At 43.8% G+C, this 16,533-nt stretch carries 18 protein-coding genes; 8 read left to right on the forward strand and 10 right to left on the reverse strand.

The window, feature by feature from the left end:
- Nucleotides 1–3 precede the first annotated feature (3 nt).
- Together torC and torE are read right to left on the reverse strand one after the other, a co-directional pair.
- On the reverse strand, nt 4–1,185 hold the full coding sequence (torC, locus tag L1D37_RS04250) for a pentaheme c-type cytochrome TorC (RefSeq protein WP_239846984.1): 1,182 nt from the start codon (nt 1,183–1,185) through the stop codon (nt 4–6).
- A 49-nt stretch (nt 1,186–1,234) separates the two neighbouring features.
- Nucleotides 1,235–1,417: a trimethylamine N-oxide reductase system protein TorE gene (gene torE, locus L1D37_RS04255; protein ID WP_010440051.1), complete on the reverse strand. Its 183-nt coding sequence runs from the start codon at nt 1,415–1,417 to the stop codon at nt 1,235–1,237.
- A gap of 437 nt (nt 1,418–1,854) precedes the next feature.
- Between torE and L1D37_RS04260 the strand changes: the two genes are divergently transcribed.
- The gene (locus L1D37_RS04260) at nt 1,855–2,649 is read left to right on the forward strand and encodes an ABC transporter permease (RefSeq protein WP_239846985.1); all 795 of its coding nucleotides are present in this window, start codon (nt 1,855–1,857) and stop codon (nt 2,647–2,649) included.
- A gap of 354 nt (nt 2,650–3,003) precedes the next feature.
- Here L1D37_RS04260 and focA read toward each other — a convergent pair whose 3' ends face one another.
- Both focA and L1D37_RS04270 read right to left on the reverse strand, forming a co-directional pair.
- Nucleotides 3,004–3,846, reverse strand: coding sequence for a formate transporter FocA (focA, locus tag L1D37_RS04265; protein ID WP_048614492.1), 843 nt, complete (start codon nt 3,844–3,846; stop codon nt 3,004–3,006).
- A 362-nt stretch (nt 3,847–4,208) separates the two neighbouring features.
- The gene (locus L1D37_RS04270) at nt 4,209–5,513 is read right to left on the reverse strand and encodes an ATPase (RefSeq protein ID WP_239846986.1); all 1,305 of its coding nucleotides are present in this window, start codon (nt 5,511–5,513) and stop codon (nt 4,209–4,211) included.
- 260 nt (nt 5,514–5,773) lie between these two features.
- On the opposite strand from L1D37_RS04270, the gene L1D37_RS04275 reads away from it, so the two are divergent.
- From L1D37_RS04275 to L1D37_RS04285, 3 genes are all read left to right on the forward strand, one after another.
- Complete coding sequence (locus tag L1D37_RS04275) at nt 5,774–6,004, forward strand: TIGR02647 family protein (RefSeq protein ID WP_017630468.1); 231 nt, start codon at nt 5,774–5,776, stop codon at nt 6,002–6,004.
- Between the two features lie 114 nt (nt 6,005–6,118).
- Complete coding sequence (locus L1D37_RS04280; protein WP_239846987.1) at nt 6,119–6,973, forward strand: NAD(P)H-binding protein; 855 nt, start codon at nt 6,119–6,121, stop codon at nt 6,971–6,973.
- Nucleotides 6,966–7,631 carry a YdcF family protein gene (locus L1D37_RS04285; RefSeq protein ID WP_239846988.1) on the forward strand — a complete coding sequence of 222 codons (666 nt, stop codon included), beginning with the start codon at nt 6,966–6,968 and terminating at the stop codon, nt 7,629–7,631. Before L1D37_RS04280 ends, L1D37_RS04285 begins: the two co-directional genes overlap by 8 nt.
- Nucleotides 7,632–7,733: 102 nt before the next feature.
- Here the strand turns inward: L1D37_RS04285 and L1D37_RS04290 are convergent, their stop codons facing one another.
- The gene (locus L1D37_RS04290) at nt 7,734–8,312 is read right to left on the reverse strand and encodes a thymidine kinase (protein ID WP_048658319.1); all 579 of its coding nucleotides are present in this window, start codon (nt 8,310–8,312) and stop codon (nt 7,734–7,736) included.
- Nucleotides 8,313–8,408: 96 nt separating this feature from the next.
- Nucleotides 8,409–9,794: a cysteine--tRNA ligase gene (gene cysS / locus L1D37_RS04295; protein ID WP_123283052.1), complete on the reverse strand. Its 1,386-nt coding sequence runs from the start codon at nt 9,792–9,794 to the stop codon at nt 8,409–8,411.
- Nucleotides 9,795–9,984: 190 nt separating this feature from the next.
- On the opposite strand from cysS, the gene L1D37_RS04300 reads away from it, so the two are divergent.
- From L1D37_RS04300 to L1D37_RS04315, 4 genes are all read left to right on the forward strand, one after another.
- A complete protein-coding gene (locus L1D37_RS04300; protein ID WP_017060275.1) occupies nt 9,985–10,479 on the forward strand; it encodes a peptidylprolyl isomerase in 495 nt (164 codons plus the stop codon).
- Nucleotides 10,480–10,829: 350 nt separating this feature from the next.
- Nucleotides 10,830–11,576 carry a UDP-2,3-diacylglucosamine diphosphatase gene (gene lpxH, locus L1D37_RS04305; protein ID WP_122082428.1) on the forward strand — a complete coding sequence of 249 codons (747 nt, stop codon included), beginning with the start codon at nt 10,830–10,832 and terminating at the stop codon, nt 11,574–11,576.
- A 111-nt stretch (nt 11,577–11,687) separates the two neighbouring features.
- Nucleotides 11,688–12,905: an EAL domain-containing protein gene (locus tag L1D37_RS04310; protein WP_026084228.1), complete on the forward strand. Its 1,218-nt coding sequence runs from the start codon at nt 11,688–11,690 to the stop codon at nt 12,903–12,905.
- 118 nt (nt 12,906–13,023) lie between these two features.
- On the forward strand, nt 13,024–13,548 hold the full coding sequence (locus L1D37_RS04315) for a YchJ family protein (RefSeq protein WP_239846990.1): 525 nt from the start codon (nt 13,024–13,026) through the stop codon (nt 13,546–13,548).
- Between the two features lie 183 nt (nt 13,549–13,731).
- Here the strand turns inward: L1D37_RS04315 and hisIE are convergent, their stop codons facing one another.
- The 4 genes from hisIE to hisH are packed head-to-tail and all read right to left on the reverse strand — an operon-like array spanning nt 13,732 to nt 16,529.
- A complete protein-coding gene (gene hisIE, locus L1D37_RS04320; RefSeq protein WP_017630684.1) occupies nt 13,732–14,382 on the reverse strand; it encodes a bifunctional phosphoribosyl-AMP cyclohydrolase/phosphoribosyl-ATP diphosphatase HisIE in 651 nt (216 codons plus the stop codon).
- Nucleotides 14,379–15,152, reverse strand: coding sequence for an imidazole glycerol phosphate synthase subunit HisF (gene hisF / locus L1D37_RS04325; RefSeq protein ID WP_017630683.1), 774 nt, complete (start codon nt 15,150–15,152; stop codon nt 14,379–14,381). Before hisF ends, hisIE begins: the two co-directional genes overlap by 4 nt.
- A complete protein-coding gene (gene hisA / locus L1D37_RS04330; RefSeq protein ID WP_012604374.1) occupies nt 15,134–15,871 on the reverse strand; it encodes a 1-(5-phosphoribosyl)-5-[(5-phosphoribosylamino)methylideneamino]imidazole-4-carboxamide isomerase in 738 nt (245 codons plus the stop codon). The genes hisF and hisA overlap by 19 nt, the downstream gene beginning before the upstream one ends.
- Nucleotides 15,872–15,914: 43 nt before the next feature.
- Nucleotides 15,915–16,529, reverse strand: coding sequence for an imidazole glycerol phosphate synthase subunit HisH (gene hisH / locus L1D37_RS04335; protein ID WP_017630681.1), 615 nt, complete (start codon nt 16,527–16,529; stop codon nt 15,915–15,917).
- Nucleotides 16,530–16,533 lie beyond the last annotated feature (4 nt).

The raw sequence follows: 16,533 nt of genomic DNA on the forward strand, positions 1-16,533 counted from the left end.
TTATTAGTGATGGCCTTCAGAAAAATCTGATGAGTGCTTCTGTAGATACTTAAGAACAAGTGCTTCTGTATCTGTATCGAAGTTAACGAACGCAATCATACCATCTAGCATGCCTACCCAACCGTTAGCGCTGAAGTGAGCTTCATCTGGCTGTGAGTGACACGTTGAACAGTTAGATTGGTACGCTTGACCAGCTGCGTTCCAGATTGGATCGAAGTTATCAACCATAGACTCTTTCTTCATCCAAAGTGCTAGGTTAACTTCTTCCCAAGGAAGACCAGTTAGCTCATCTTCTTTCTTCTCACCAACAGTGATTACGTCACTTTGAGATACTTCTTTCGTCAAGATTGCAGTCGAGATGTTCATACCGAAGTCTTCTTGGATTACACGTCCGAAGCCTTTCGCTTTACGCCAACCGTCGATTTGAATCTTAATCATGTCGCCTTTTTCGTCGATCACTGCAACTTTACTTGCAGGGCTTAATAGACCCGCTTCAACTGTTGCTGTCTCATCCGTATACATTGGTAGGTGACGAATAGAGATTACGTCTGAACCATTTGCGTAAGATGTGCTGCTTGCTACATTTTCTAGCTCGCCAACAATACCGCTTGCTGATGCCATATCTAATGGAAGGTTGTGAGCAATACCTTTGTGGCAGTCAACACAGCTTTGATCACGCTCTGCCGCGTTTTTCATCTGGATACGCGCTGTTGGGCGCATGTTTTCGAAATCCATTGAATCGTAGTTGTGGCAGTTTTTACATTCTAGAGATTTGTTCGAAGAGAAACGATCCCATTCATGCTTAGCCAATTCGATACGACGTGCTTCGAATTTCTCTGGTGTGTCTAGGTCACCAAATACTTGTGCGAATACTTCTTTAGATGCTTGCATCTTACGAGCAATTTTTGCTGTCCATTCATGTGGAACGTGACAGTCAGGACAAGTAGCACGTACACCAGAAGTGTTTTTCCAGTGAATCGTTTCTTGCAGTTCTACGTATACATTGTCACGCATGGTGTGACAGCTTACACAGAACTCTTCTGTATTTGTGTGCTCTAGAGCGGTGTTGAAACCACCCCAGAAAATAACACCGGCGATGAAGCCACCCATTGTTAGTACACCAAGACTGATGTGTACTGCTGGGCGAGTCATTGTGCGCCATAATTTCACTAAAAATGATTTCATGTTTAGCTCTCTTAAATATTGGTTTAAAAAAAGTTGTTACTAGAGGGCATTACATGCCGCCGTGAGCACCTGGAGGTCCGAATACGAATACTTGTAGTGCCCAAACTATGAAGCCGTAACCGCCTACAAAAGCCACACTTAATATTGGAAAGAGAACCACCGCAATGAAGAGGAATGACTTCCACTCCAACGAGCGTTTTTCGCCAGTTTCAATTTTTTTAACATCACTCATACATTTTGCCTATTTTGTATTTAGTAATTTCGAGTAACCCATTCTATGGGGCTAAAGTTCTTGAGTATCTAACAACAAATTTTAGACCATACTCAAAGTAGGGTTCAATCAAATCTCCCCTTATAACCCTTGCTAATCAATACTTTTTTGAGCTCATCCAAACTTGTTTTTAGTTAAACAAAGTTATTAAAAAGTATTAACAAATGTGAAGAATTAAGTATATTTCACAAATGTTAAAAGCTAACATTTATGCAACCGTATTATAACTAATTTTAACGTTTTACCTACTAAGTAGTAGCCAAAAAAGCCTCAAACAACCAATATTTTGTACTTTGCTTGTTAAATAATTGAGCACTTTTTGAATCGACGGGTTTGAAGCTGAAATGCATCATTTGGCACTTTCAGATATGATGGAGGCCTACTTAAAAGGAAGCACTATGCAAGACGTTATTGATATATCTTGGTGGCAGTTGTTGTTCTTCAGTTCACTTCTCTTGCTGCCCATTGCCATCAACCACAAGCTGAAACTCGGCCTTGGAAAAGAAGCCTCTATCAGCATCATTCGCATGGTTATTCAGCTGTTTCTTGTCGGTCTTTACCTAGAGTATTTGTTTACTTTGAATAGTTTGTGGGTCAATTTGTTGTGGCTGTTTGCCATGATAATTGTCGGTGCGAGCTCGATTGTTGAGAAGTCTAGGTTACCAAGGCAGCTATTATTAGCACCTGTTGCCGTTAGCCTTGCCGTAACCTGTGTACCCATCGTCTTGTTTATCTGCTTTTTCATCATTAAACCTACACCGGTTTTCAATGCTCAGTATCTTATCCCCATTGCAGGTATGTTATTGGGTAATAGCTTAAGCAGTAATATAGTGGCATTGCAGAACCTGTTTGGTGCTTTTGAAACGCAGAAATCAGAATATGAAGCGGCAATCGCGCTAGGTGCTTCTCCAACCTACGCTGCTACACCTTTTGTGCGTAACGCGATACAGAAAGCGATGTCTCCAATTATGGCCTCTATGGCGACCACAGGCTTAGTCACACTGCCAGGAATGATGACTGGTCAGATTTTAGGAGGCGCTTCACCGATGATCGCCATTAAATATCAACTGATGATCATGTTGGCTATTTTCGTGATGATGAGCTGCTCTTTGGCGCTGGCTCTGCACCTCTCATTGAAGACTTCTCTGACAAAAGAAGGTCGAGTTCTCGCTCAAATGAAACCGGAAAAATAGCCTCTCCACTCCCCTTAGATCTGGTTACTCACTGAATTTGAGACAGGTTATCCACAGAAACTGTGGATAACCAAATCAATATAGATCCTTTTTTGTCCATTTCGAGCATTCGAAAGATCATTGCTATTGATCCTTGGGTAATTTCAAAGACATATGCACACATGATGATCAACGTTGTTGTCTCTTCAGATGACAAACAGAGCGACAAAAGGAGTGGTTTTCCACAAATAAAAAACGGCCTGCAATGCAGACCGTCTTGTAAGTGTCATATGTCAATTCGATTGTTTCGCTGAGCTTTAACGACTCTCGTCGACAGAACTTGTCACGCAATCTTTGTTGATCGCGTCATCTATATTAATCACGCAGGTAGATTAACCAGTACCACATGCCAACAAAGATACCGCCACCAATGATGTTACCTATAGTAACGGGCAGCAAGTTGTTCATCAGAAAGTCCATCATGTTCAGGTCAACGTAATCCGCAGGGTTAGCGCCCGTCATTGTCCAGAACTCAGCAGGAGCAAACGTCTTGATGCCGATTGCTAATGGAACTTGGAACATGTTGGCAATACAGTGCTCAAAACCCGCTGATACAAACATCGCAACAGGCAGAATCATTACCGCGATTTTGTCGGTCAATGTGCGTCCACTGAATGTCATCCATACTGCGATACAAACCAATACATTACACATGATACCTAGTGCGATCGCTTGGATAAAATCATGGTGCATCTTATGTTGGGAAATCGCCATCGCGTTTAAGCCCACTTGGCCGTGGTCAAACATGTATTGTTTGGTCAGCAACATACAAGCCACCAGCAACAAAGCGCCGATCAAGTTGCCTACATAAACTGTCGCCCAGTTCTTAACCAGTGTACGCCAAGTGATCTTGCCACTTGCGCGTGCCACCAAAGTTAACACCGAACTTGTAAACAGCTCACCGCCAGTCACAACAACGAGGATTAAGCCTAAGCTAAATGCCAAGCCACCTAATAAACGTGTAATGCCCCATGGCAAATCACCAGCACCGGTGGTAACGATGGTGTAGAACACAAACGCAATACCGATATGGATACCAGCTGAAATCGCTAGGAGAAAAGATTTGATTGGATCTTTAGTTGCTTTACCTACGCCAATATCTGCAGCGCGCTCAGCCATTTGTGGCGGTAATAATGAGTCAAATTGGTTTAGATTCATGATGATTTACATTTTGAAACATGTCGTCGGGAGCGCGATAATCCTCTCTTTCATTTCTTAATTCAAGAGCTATTTTATGCTCGAATTTCCTTCAACAACCTAGAAAACGCTAAACCTTCAATGATATTGGAATTTCTTACGACTTTAGTAGTAAAAAGAAAAGTCTGATGAATGAAAGCCAACTAACGATAAAAACAACACATCTATAAATATCAACAAGTTACGTTAAAATCAAAAGAATGACGTACACTATAGACGTGTTTTGAGGGCTTTTATTTTCAGATTTTGACATAGATCAACAGAACGTAAAAAAGCGCCCTAAGGCGCTTTTAAGTCAGTCACAAATAAAGACATTGGTTATGCTAAACCGAAGGTTCAATCACTTCTTCTGATGATTGATCTAAAGCCGCATCTTCGAGGTTAGATTCAACGTTAGTTGGCGTAAGGTCGGAATCGCTTTCATTCGCTACCTTACCACCTAAGCTTTTCAAGCTATCCACCAACTCTTCCAAGCTTTTTATATGAGCATCACTCTTAGTCACCTGCTCATCCAATAGCTGATTGTGTTTGGTCGCTTCAGACAATTGCTGTGCTTGTTGCTGGTTTTCACTTTCAAGCTTAGCTAATTGCTCAGTCAACTTTTCGATCTCTGACTTTAATAAAGAGGTCATGTCTGAGCTTTTTAACGCTTTGACACTCTCTACAATTTTTTGAGACTGAAGACGCAGCACAACGTCACGGTAGTCTTCATCATTCACCATTTGTGAAATACTCAGCAACTGGTTCTCAGCGTTCAATACCGACTGCTCGAACTTGTCCCCTTTCACGCTCGCCAACACTTTCACTTCATGAGCGACACTGCGCACGTGGTTCAATTCAAACTCAGCCGCTTGAACCGCGTCTTGAATGATCGACTTTTCACGCGGGCTCGCTTTCACTTGGTTTTCTGCCAACGTGATTTGAGCAGCGGCCTTAGCAAACGTTAAAGGAACAACATCATCAAAGTCTTCATCTTCTAAGAACTCTAACTCATCCTTCAAAGGCTCGATGTATTTCTTGTGTGCCACTTTCACTTCTAGCAAGCGAGCATTATTGAGGAATTCAACTTGAGCTTCTTGTGCGTCTTCCAGTTCGTCGACTAACACGTACTCGAATAGCTCGCTGTATTCTGAATACAACCTTTTATAGCTCGATGTAAACATGGTGTCTGCACCAAGAAACTTAAGGTAATCCATTTGTACAATCGAATCGGCTAATACTCGATCAGCCTTTTTCTTAAGCGCTAAGATCGAATCATAGTTCGATTTGATCAACGCGATTTTTTCATCAAAAGCTTCAGCGTAAGTTAGGCTTGAAAAAATCGAGTAGCTCTTCGTCAGGCGAGATTCGTCTTTCAGTAAGTCCGCATAAATACTTTCAGCATCATCCCATGCATCTAACAGTTCATTGTAATTCTCTGGTGCATAGAGAGACAATTGAGCATGGTCTTCAAGCTTAGCTTCCCATTCGGAGTAAACGCTTTGGACAGACTGGAAAGAACGGACCTCTAAGGTTGATTCATTGTTGTTCGTGGTTTGGTTCGCGTCTGTCTGCTCTGAGGGTGTGCTTTGACAACCTGAGATAGCAAATAGCATACTAATAACTAATGCTACTTTGTTCGCTCTCACTGATGCATTTCCTTTTTTATTCAATATTAGCTGAATGCAATATATTTCTAGTCCCACAATATATTACAACCACTTAGCAATAAACATCATTCGCAATTTAAGTGGGTGCAAATCACCCAATCTAACCAAAATAAACCCATCATACGTCGATTAATCATTCAATTTGGTATCACTTATCAATTCTATTTATTTGCTATTGCCTGAGTTGTGAATGCGCACTAAGGTGAAGGTAGAGAACGTTATGAATATATAGGTTAATTATGAAGTACAACGCTGAACATATTGCTGATTTAAACCTCCTTCTTCAATTTGATGTAAGTAGCGCTGCTACGGGCATTAAAGTTCATCAAGAGGCTGCTCAAGAAACTCAAGACGCTGTTAAGCGCCTATTCGAAAAGAACCTTTGTACTCAGCCAGACGGTGGTTACCTAACAGATGAAGGTATCGAGATGGCAGAGCGCGCAGACAAACTACTTCGCGTACTTAAATAAAGCTTCATTGTTCTAGTAAAAACTCCACTCGCTTCGGCCGTGGAGTTTTTTCATTTTTGGGCAAAGGTTTGTTAGGCTTATTCTAAATCCATAGCTTGTCGTTGTGAGGTACAGATGGCTTCTATATTTATTATCGGTGCAGGATGGGTAGGTGCCCCTTTATCTGAGCATCTAGAGAGACATGGTAACCGAGTGGTCGTCACCAAGACGACCCAAGCGGGTGCAGACACCATCAGTAATGAGCGTATTCCCTGTGAAGTATTCAGCTTTAACGCATCACAGGCTGACCAAACTATCGGGCAACTCTATTCGCTGTTACTCGAAAACAATGCCGAGATTGTAATAGGCAGCTTCCCTCCTGGTTTTAGAAAAGGTGCAGGCCAAGAGTATGCAGCTTACTGGCAGCAGCTAACCAGTGCTTGTCAGAAGGCGAACGTTAAGAAGCTCATTATGGTTAGCTCAACCACGGTTTATCCAACTAAACCCGGTGTATTAAATGAGCAAAATGCCTCTCTTCTCCTCTCCACCTCAGATAAAGAGCACGCATCTTCATTTTCCGATAACGCGCGTGTCATGCTGCAAGCTGAGCAGTTGGTGATAGATTCAGGTATCGATTACACCATTCTTCGTTTTAGTGGCTTGATTGGCCCAAGTCGCCACCCATCAAGGTTTGCAAGTAAACTGAAGCAAGTGAGCACTCAAGCTCCGGCTAACATGCTTCATCTTGATGATGCCATTGGCGCAGTCGACTTCGCTATCAACCAACTACACAATGAAGTGGTTAATGTGACCACCCCAAACACCGTAAGTAAGGCGGAGTTTTATGCCGCTGCACTGAAAAGTGCTAATAGCAGCGAGCCTCTGCCACCAGTTGTTGATACACCAGACAAGCTGATCTCGTCGAAAAAGATTCTCGACTTAGGTTATTCGTTTAAATTCGAATCCACATTGGACGCACTGCATGACTGAACAATCTATAGCTAACAAAGAGCCCAACATTAAGCTACACCGCGCGATCGACACCCTTTGGAACTTCATGTCTATGGGTCACAAGGTTGCCCCCTCAGACTGTATTTTTGTGTTGTGTAGCAACGATACTCGTGTTGCTGAATACGCTGCCGAGCTCTACCATCAAAAGATTGCGCCATACATCGTTTTTTCTGGTGGTGTCGGACGCTTTACCGAAGGCAACTTTGAACGCTCAGAAGCAGAAACCTTCGCTGCTATTGCCCGCGACTGTGGCGTGCCAGATTCAGACATTATCATAGAGAAACACGCGACTAATACTGGGGAGAATGTCCGCTTCACACACGAGTTGCTGACGGAGCGAGGGTTATCTCCCAAAAGGCTAACCCTAGTGCAGAAGCCTTTTATGGAGAAACGTACTTACGCGACCTTCAGTAAACAGTGGCCTGAAGCGGCGACAGAAATCACCGTGACATCAAAGTGGCAAGATTGGGTCGATTACTTTAATGAAGAGTTGCCATTGGATAAGGTTCTAGGCGCGTTGGTTGCCGATTTTGAGCGTATCAAGTCCTACCCTGCTCAAGGCTTCCAGATCGAAATGCCGATTTCCGAGGAAGTTGATCACGCCTATTTAACGATTAAGAAGCTCGGCTTTGAATAAATAGCGATGACCTATCAGAAAACAAAAACGGTGGCACTTGGCCACCGTTTTTTATTTTACTGCTTCGCTTTGTCATCTATTGCCAAGGCAATTAAGAAACGTTTATTTACCTAACGCTTCTTTATAGTGAAGACGACAAACAGACACATATTTGTCGTTACCACCAATAGCAACTTGGTCACCTTCAGCAATCGCAACACCGTGCTCATCAGTACGAATCACCATGTTCGCTTTGCGACCGCAGTGACAAATCGTTTTGAGCTCAACTAGTTTATCGGCCCAAGACAACAAGTAACGGCTGCCTTCAAACAGTTCACCCAAGAAGTCAGTACGTAAACCGTAACACAGTACAGGGATATGCAGCTTATCCACTACTTCTGTTAGTTGGTAAACTTGCTCTTTCGATAAGAACTGACACTCATCAATCAAAACACAATGACGCTTCTCTTCGTCGTTTAGCTTTTTGATCGCATCAAACATGTTGGTGTCATTTTTAAATAGTTGCGCTTCAGATTGCAGACCAATTCGAGAGCTTACTTTACCGATACCATAGCGATCATCCAATGCAGCCGTGAAGATCACTGGCGTCATACCGCGTTCTTGGTAGTTGAATGACGATTGAAGAAGCGTTGTTGATTTACCCGCATTCATTGCCGAGTAGTAAAAATACATCTGAGCCACAGAAATATTCCTGTTAAATAAAATTGAATATGAAAAGGTGAAATTAGAGAATTTTTGCTAGAAAAAAGGGCTGAAAATCAGCCCTTTTTATAAGATTTACTTACGACGCCAAGTCGTGCCTTCTGGGCCATCTTCTAGAACGATGCCCAACTCGTTGAGCTTGTCACGTGCAAGGTCGGCATTTGCCCAATCCTTAGAAGCTCGAGAATCGTTACGCAATTTGATCAACGCTTCGATTTCAGCCACTTCGTCATCGTTACCTGCCGCATCGCCTTGTAGGAAGGCTTCTGGCTCTTGGTGAAGAATACCGATGATGTCTGCTAGCTCACGCATCAATGCACCAAGTCCGCTTGCTTTTTCAATGCTCTCAGGCTTGATACGGTTGATTTCACGCGCCATTTCAAACAGCACGGAGTAAGCTTCAGGCGTATTGAAGTCGTCATTCATCGCAGTAGAGAAGCGAGTTACGTACTCTTCGCCACCAGCAGGAGCCGCTGTAAGGTCTAGGCCACGAAGTGACGTGTATAGACGCTCTAGCGATGCGCGAGCTTGGTTTAAGTTGTCTTCACTGTAGTTCAGTTGACTACGGTAGTGACCAGACATTAGGAAGTAGCGCACTGTTTCAGCATCGTAGTGTGCTAGCACATCACGGATAGTGAAGAAGTTACCTAGTGACTTAGACATTTTTTCTCTGTCTACCATCACCATGCCACTGTGCATCCATGTGTTTACATAGTCAGTGCCATGTGCACAGCAAGATTGCGCGATTTCGTTCTCATGGTGTGGGAATTGTAGATCTGAGCCGCCACCGTGGATATCGAAGTGGTTACCTAGAATAGACGAGTTCATTGCTGAACATTCAATGTGCCAGCCTGGACGACCTGGGCCCCATGGTGATTCCCATGTTGGTTCACCTGGCTTAGACATCTTCCAAACAACGAAATCTAGCGGGCTACGTTTTGCTGAGTCTACGTCAACACGAGCGCCAGCTTGAAGCTGATCTAGGTCTTGCTTAGAAAGCTTACCGTATTCTTCGAACTTCTTAACTTCGAACATTACGTCGCCGTTACTTGCAACATATGCGTAGCCGCGTTCAATCAGCTTTTCAACAAGTTCGATGATTTCAGTGATGAATTCCGTTGCACGAGGTTCAACGTCTGGACGCTTCATGTTCAATGCATCGAAATCAGCGTGCATTTCGCCGATTAGACGCTCAGTCAGAGAGTCACAAGACTCGCCGTTTTCGTTAGCACGCTTGATGATTTTGTCATCGATATCTGTGATGTTACGAACGAAGTTCAAATCGTAACCAAGGTAACGAAGGTAACGAGTTACTACGTCGAAAGAAACGAACGTACGACCATGACCAATGTGACAGAGATCGTATATGGTTACCCCACAGACATACATGCCGACTTTGCCAGCTGTAATTGGTTTGAATTCCTCTTTCTGTCTTGTGAGCGTGTTATATATCTTCAGCATGATCTCTATCTATTTTATGGATTAATCAAAAATAAGATCGCAGTATAACAAGTCATACCTTAATAGGTAATCCCCAAAAGCAGGAATTACTTTAAACATCTGAGTTAAGTGAATGATTTGATGATTTGAAAGTCCGCCAACATGCGCTAGAATTCGAACTTCATATTAAAAAGACAGTAAGGTAACAATCATGATCATCCTTCACACAAATTTTGGTGACATCAAAGTTCAACTAAACGAAGAAAAAGCACCAGAAACAAGCGCAAACTTCCTACAGTATTGCCGTGACGGTTTCTACGACAACACACTATTCCACCGTGTTATCGATGGTTTCATGATTCAAGGCGGCGGCATGACTTCTGGCCTTAAAGAAAAGGCAACTCGTGCTACTATCAAGAACGAAGCAAACAACGGTCTAGCGAACAAAGTTGGTACGCTAGCAATGGCTCGTACTATGGAACCGCATTCAGCGAGCTCTCAGTTCTTCATCAACGTTAACGACAACTCTTTCCTAAACTTCCGTAGCGAAAGCCTAGACGGTTGGGGCTACTGTGTATTCGCAGAAGTTGTTGAAGGCATGGACATCGTAAACAAGATCAAAGGTGTTAGCACTGGTTCTATGGGTATGCACCAAGATGTACCTCTAGAAGAAGTGATCATCACTGGTACTACAATCGAAGCTTAATTACTTGCTTTCGATTAGGGCGTATTGACCTTTTGAGCTGATTTTTGCAGCGAGTTGCTGGGGATTTATACAAGGCAGAGGCTTTGATGTGTAGCTAGCCTACATAAAAAGCCGATAACGCAGTAGAAATAACCAGCAAACGCTGCCCAAAGGGTTCGGCTAAAAGCGTTTTACTCTTTGTTGAGGGAGATTTGCTTAGAATAACTAGGCTTCCTATCCCTCGCCTCGATTAAAACGCTTTTATCTCGAACAAAATTTAACCGCCAAAGGTCAACACGCCCTAGTATTAATAATTGATGAGCCGATAAAATCAGGATATAGGGAGCGAATCGCTCCCTTTTTTTAGACCTATGAAAACATATTTTATATCAGACCTGCACCTTGCTCCGTCACGACAAGACATCACTGACTGCTTCCTAACCTTTATGAAGAATGAAGCGGTAGAGGCGGATGCACTTTATGTGTTAGGCGACCTTTTCGAATTCTGGATTGGTGACGACGATAAGAGTGAGTTCGCGACCTCTATTCGCCAAGCGTTTATTGATTTGGTGAAAACAGGCGTACCTTGCTACTTCACTCAAGGTAACCGTGATTTCCTTGTCGGCAAAAAATTTGCTAAGCAAACCGGCGTGAAACTACTAGACGAAGTATCGACAATCGATATCTACGGCCAAAAAGCGGTTGTGTTACATGGTGATACCCTATGCACCGAAGATGTAAAATACCTCGCTTTCCGCGAAAAAGTGCATCAACCGTGGCTACAATGGGTCTTCAACAGAATTCCATTTTTCATCAAGAAGAAGATCGTCTCGAAGGTTCAATCTGATATCAAAGATGACAAACAAACTAAGTCTCTCGATATCATGGATGTGACACAACAAGAAGTCGAAGATGTGATGGAACGAAACAACGTTGATCTAATGATTCACGGCCACACTCATCGCCCTGACATCCACACTTTCAATGCTAATAATTGCACTAAAACCCGTATCGTACTTGGCGATTGGTATACGCAAGGCTCAGTGCTGGTGTTCACTCCGCAAAGTTTTGAACTACAGAATCGAGAGTTTAGCAATAGCTTTCAACATCAGTCTTAAACTTTCACTTTGATTATTATTGTCGGTCAGACTTTCTTAGATTGTGTATGGTAATTTCCACTGAATTAGCTATTATCTCTCTATCAGAAATAAACCGAACACAGTACCAAGTTGAAATATTCATACGTAGCGCGTCAACCAATACTCGATACAGATAAGAAAACCATAGGTTACGAGTTGCTATTCAGGGATGGTCCTAAGAACACTTTCCCTGAAGTAGAACCGGAGCTCGCTACTAGCCGTTTGCTTTCCGACCACTTTTTATCAACCCACTATAATACGCTGGGTGATAAGCTGGGGTTCGTGAACTTTCCTTATGCAAGCCTGATTAACTTGGTCCCTACCCTATTTCCAAAAGAAAGCCTCGTAGTCGAGGTTCTTGAAGACTGCGAACCAACAGACGAGCTACTTGAAGCCATCAAAGCTATCTACGATGCGGGTTATACCATCGCATTGGATGACTTTGTGCCAAGCAAAGCGTGGAAACGTTTCTTACCTTACGTCTCTATTATCAAGTTTGATATCCGTTTGATCTCTATTGCGAAAGCTTCGATGTTCATGAACTCTCTCAAAGGGCTAAATATCAAGTTCCTTGCTGAAAAGGTCGAGACTTACGACGAGTACCAAGAAGCGAACCAAGCTGGGTTCTCCTACTTCCAAGGCTACTTCTTTAGTAAGCCGGAAATGATTCAAACTCGTGCGCTCAACCCTGCGTTTTTGACCATTGTTCAACTGTTGAAAGAGATAGCTAACGATCCCATCGACTTTAGTGAAGTAGAGCGTCTGATCACTCTTGATGTGACCTTGTCTTATAAGTTACTCGCTTACGTGAACTCAGCAGGCGGATCAGCCACGACCATTCGTTCATTCCGCCAAGCTCTGATTTACCTTGGCGAACAGAAACTACGTAAGTTCGTTTCACTTGTAGCGATCGCATCGGCGAAAGAAGATAAGCCAGATTCACTCTACGGTTTAGCGGTATTGCGCGCACGTCAATGTGAGCTATTAGTCGAGAAGATGAATGTGAAGGTTGAGCCCGGACAAGCCTTTCTAACTGGCATGTTCTCATTACTGGATTCACTGTTTGACCAACCGTTGAAGCAAGTATTGGACTCAGTGCCAATCGACGACGAGATTAAACAGGCCCTTATCCAACGCAAGGGCGTGTTAGGTGCAATTTTGGCTATGGTTATTGCTTATGAGCAAGCTCGATGGGATGAAGCAACGCGCATTCGTAAACTTCTCAAGCTCAGCGAGGCTCAACTAGGCCAAGCTTACGATGAAGCGACGACTTGGGCACAAGAGCTACTGTCACCAGCATTGAGATAATTCACTTCTTATAATCGCTTCAATAGAAACTAAGCTTTGGTGAGCAATCGTTTCTTGGTAAACTCCAACGCATTCATTTATGGCCTCTTAATAGAGGCCATTTTTACAGGATTTGACTATGTCTTTATGCCCGTGCGGTAACAAAAACTCTTACCAACAATGCTGCGAGTCAGCGCACCTTAATCACAGTTCAGTTGAAACACCTGAGCAATTGATGCGCTCACGTTATTCAGCGCACGTATTGGGGTTAGTTGATTATGTTATTGCGACTTACCACCCTAGCTGTAATGCAGAAGCTCAAAGAGAAGGTATTGCAGAGTCTATCGATAGTGATTGGGCTGGCTTAGAAGTCATTGATACCGCAGCTGGCTCACACGAAAACGAAGGCTTTGTCGAGTTTAAAGCCTACTTCAATGAAGACGGCGCACAATACTGCATGCAAGAGCGCTCGCGTTTCGTTCGTGAAGATGGCCTTTGGTTCTATATCGATGGTGAGTTCCCAGAGCAAGAAAACAAACATGAAGAGCTAACAGAGCCAGAGATTGACCCTCGCCTAAACCAAACCGTAGAGAGCTTCAAGATAGGCCGCAATGACCCGTGTATTTGTGGTAGTGGTAAGAAGTATAAAAAATGTTGCGGGTAATACTGAGATTTAGGTAGCTAAGCGCTGAAATAGATCCCTGATGCCGCTTAGGCTCCTCGGAATGACGAGGTTCAGTGCTTTTTAAGTAGATTAATATCTTAGATAATTTAAAAGCCCCGTAAACATGGTTGTTTACGGGGCTTTTGTTTGTCTTTTGTGTGGTTCTATTAATCTAAAGAGAACTTACTTATGGCGCTCTTTAAGTTTATTCACTACGTCGTTCATCGATAGGCCTTGGTCTTGAAGAAGAACCATTAGGTGGTAAATCAAATCTGCTGATTCACACACTAACTCCGCCTTATCGCCCGACGTCGCCGCAAGCGCGACTTCAACGCCTTCTTCGCCCACTTTTTGCGAAATACGCTTGGTGCCACGGGCATATAGACTGGCAGTATAAGAAGACTCAGGATCTGCGTCCTTGCGGGCAGCCAGTAGCTGCTCAAGTTGATGAAGCCACACCATCTGGGTCTCTTCTTGCGGATCGACATCCCAACATGTGGTGTTACCCAAATGGCACGTTGGACCAATTGGATTCACTTTTACCAACAAGGTGTCATTGTCGCAATCAAGTGACATGTTCACCAGTTGCAGAACATTGCCTGAGGTCTCACCTTTCGTCCACAAACGCTCTTTAGTGCGCGAGAAAAAAGTTACTTGACCCGTTTCACCCGTTTTCTCAAGTGCTGCAGGGTTCATGTATCCCATCATCAACACTTGGCTCGATTGGTAATCTTGAACAATAGCTGGCACTAAACCATCTACTTTTTCCCAGTTAATACGCTCTGATAATGCGCCTACTGCTGCTTTTGATAAGCTTGCGGTTTCAAAACTCATAGTCGCACCTCTACATCTTGTTGTTTTAAATACTGTTTAAGTTCACCAATATTGATGACTTGTTTGTGAAATACCGACGCCGCAAGTGCTCCGTCCACGTTGGTCTTTTTGTAGGCTTCAGCAAAGTGCTCCATCGCGCCAGCACCACCAGAAGCAATCAGTGGCACGTTACACACTTCGCGTACCATGTTGAGCTGCTCGATGTCGTAACCGTTACGAACGCCATCTTGGTTCATCATGTTCAACACGATCTCACCAGCACCACGCTTCTGTACTTCCTGCACCCAATCTTTGGTTTCCCATTTGGTCGCTTTGGTACGCGCTTCATCACCAGTAAATTGGTAAACCTGATACTTGCCTGTTTCTTTGTCGAAGTATGAGTCGATACCAACAACGATACACTGCACGCCGAATTTATCAGCAAGGTCAGTGATCAGTTGAGGGTTAGCCAGTGCAGGCGAGTTGATCGATACTTTATCAGCACCAAACTCAAGAATGCGCGCTGCATCTTCTGCTGATTTAATACCACCAGCTACACAGAAAGGAATATCAATCACTTCTGCGACACGTTTCACCCAGCTCTTGTCGACGACACGACCATCGCTTGATGCTGTGATATCGTAAAATACTAATTCATCAGCGCCCTCTTCCGCGTAGCGCTGCGCTAACGGAACGATGTCGCCAATGATTTCGTGGTTACGGAACTGAACGCCCTTTACCACTTGCCCGTCACGGACATCCAAACAAGGGATTATTCGCTTTGCCAACATGCAAAAGCCTCCTCTGCGGTAAACTTACCATCCAGTAACGCACGACCAACAATCACACCAGCAACACCGCTGCCTTTTAGAGCTTCGATATCCGCTAGGCTGCCGATGCCGCCCGATGATTGGAATTGAACCTGTGGGTACTGTTTACAAAGGTCAACGTAAAGCTCTACGTTTGATCCTTCTAGCGTGCCATCACGTGAAATGTCGGTACACAGAACGTGTTTAAGACCCACTGTTAGATAATCTTCAATCAGCGCTTCAATCGTCACGCCTGAATCTTCTTGCCAACCTGAAATCGCCACTTTACGTGTGCCGCTTTCGTCGATGTTGATATCCAGCGCCAGTACAATTTTCTCAGCGCCGTATTTTTCCATCCAACCTTTCACAAGCTCAGGCTGCTTAACTGCCGTTGAGCCTACAACTACGCGCTGCGCACCAGCTTCAAGTAGGTCGACCACGTCTTGCTCGTTACGAACACCACCACCAATTTGGATATTGGCAGGCGTGCTAGCAAGTAGCTTTGCGATTAGGTCAAGTTGACGAGCGGTTGTGTCTTTTGCACCCGTTAAGTCAACAAGGTGAAGCCAGCCTGCGCCAGCTTGATGATACAGGTTAAACTGCTCTGCAGGATCTACTTTGTATTCTGTTACTTGCCCGTAATCACCTTGGAATAAGCGAACTACTTGGCCTTCAATTAAATCTAATGCGGGAATAATCATTTACATTCCTTATATGGCAACGTTGGCCGTTGCCTAATCCTTATTACAATTCCAAGAAGTTCTGAATCAGCTTAGAGCCAGCTTTTGAAGAACGCTCTGGGTGGAACTGAACACCATAATAGTTACCACTTTGCACCGCCGCTGTGAACGGATTACCGTAATCACATTGTGCGATTGTGTAGTCACCCACTGGCATTGCGAAGCTGTGAACGAAGTAGAAGTACTCGCCTTCTTCAATGTCTTTAAACAAAGGGTGGTTAGGTGTCGAAGTTACTGTGTTCCAACCCATGTGTGGTAGTGGTAAATCGCCCGTTTCAAGTAAACGCACCTCACCATCACACAACCCTAGACATTCAACTAGCTCGTCCGCCTTTTGGCCTTTCTCTTGAGATAATTTGCCTAACAGTTGCATACCTAAACAAATACCCAGCAGAGGCTTCTCTACTTTCTTCACAAGAGAAACAAGGTCACGCTCTTGTAGGTTCTTCATTGCCTCACTTGCTGTACCTACACCCGGTAGGAAAAGCTTGTCGGCGGCAAGGACCACTTCTGGTTCTTTTGAAATCTCAACTGCGTAACCCAAACGTTCAATAGCAAATTTGACCGAAGAAACGTTGGCACACCCAGTATCAATAATGACGACTTTTTGATCTTTCATTGTT

Source organism: Vibrio sp. Isolate33, assembly GCF_022397895.1.
Classification (GTDB): domain Bacteria; phylum Pseudomonadota; class Gammaproteobacteria; order Enterobacterales; family Vibrionaceae; genus Vibrio; species Vibrio pomeroyi.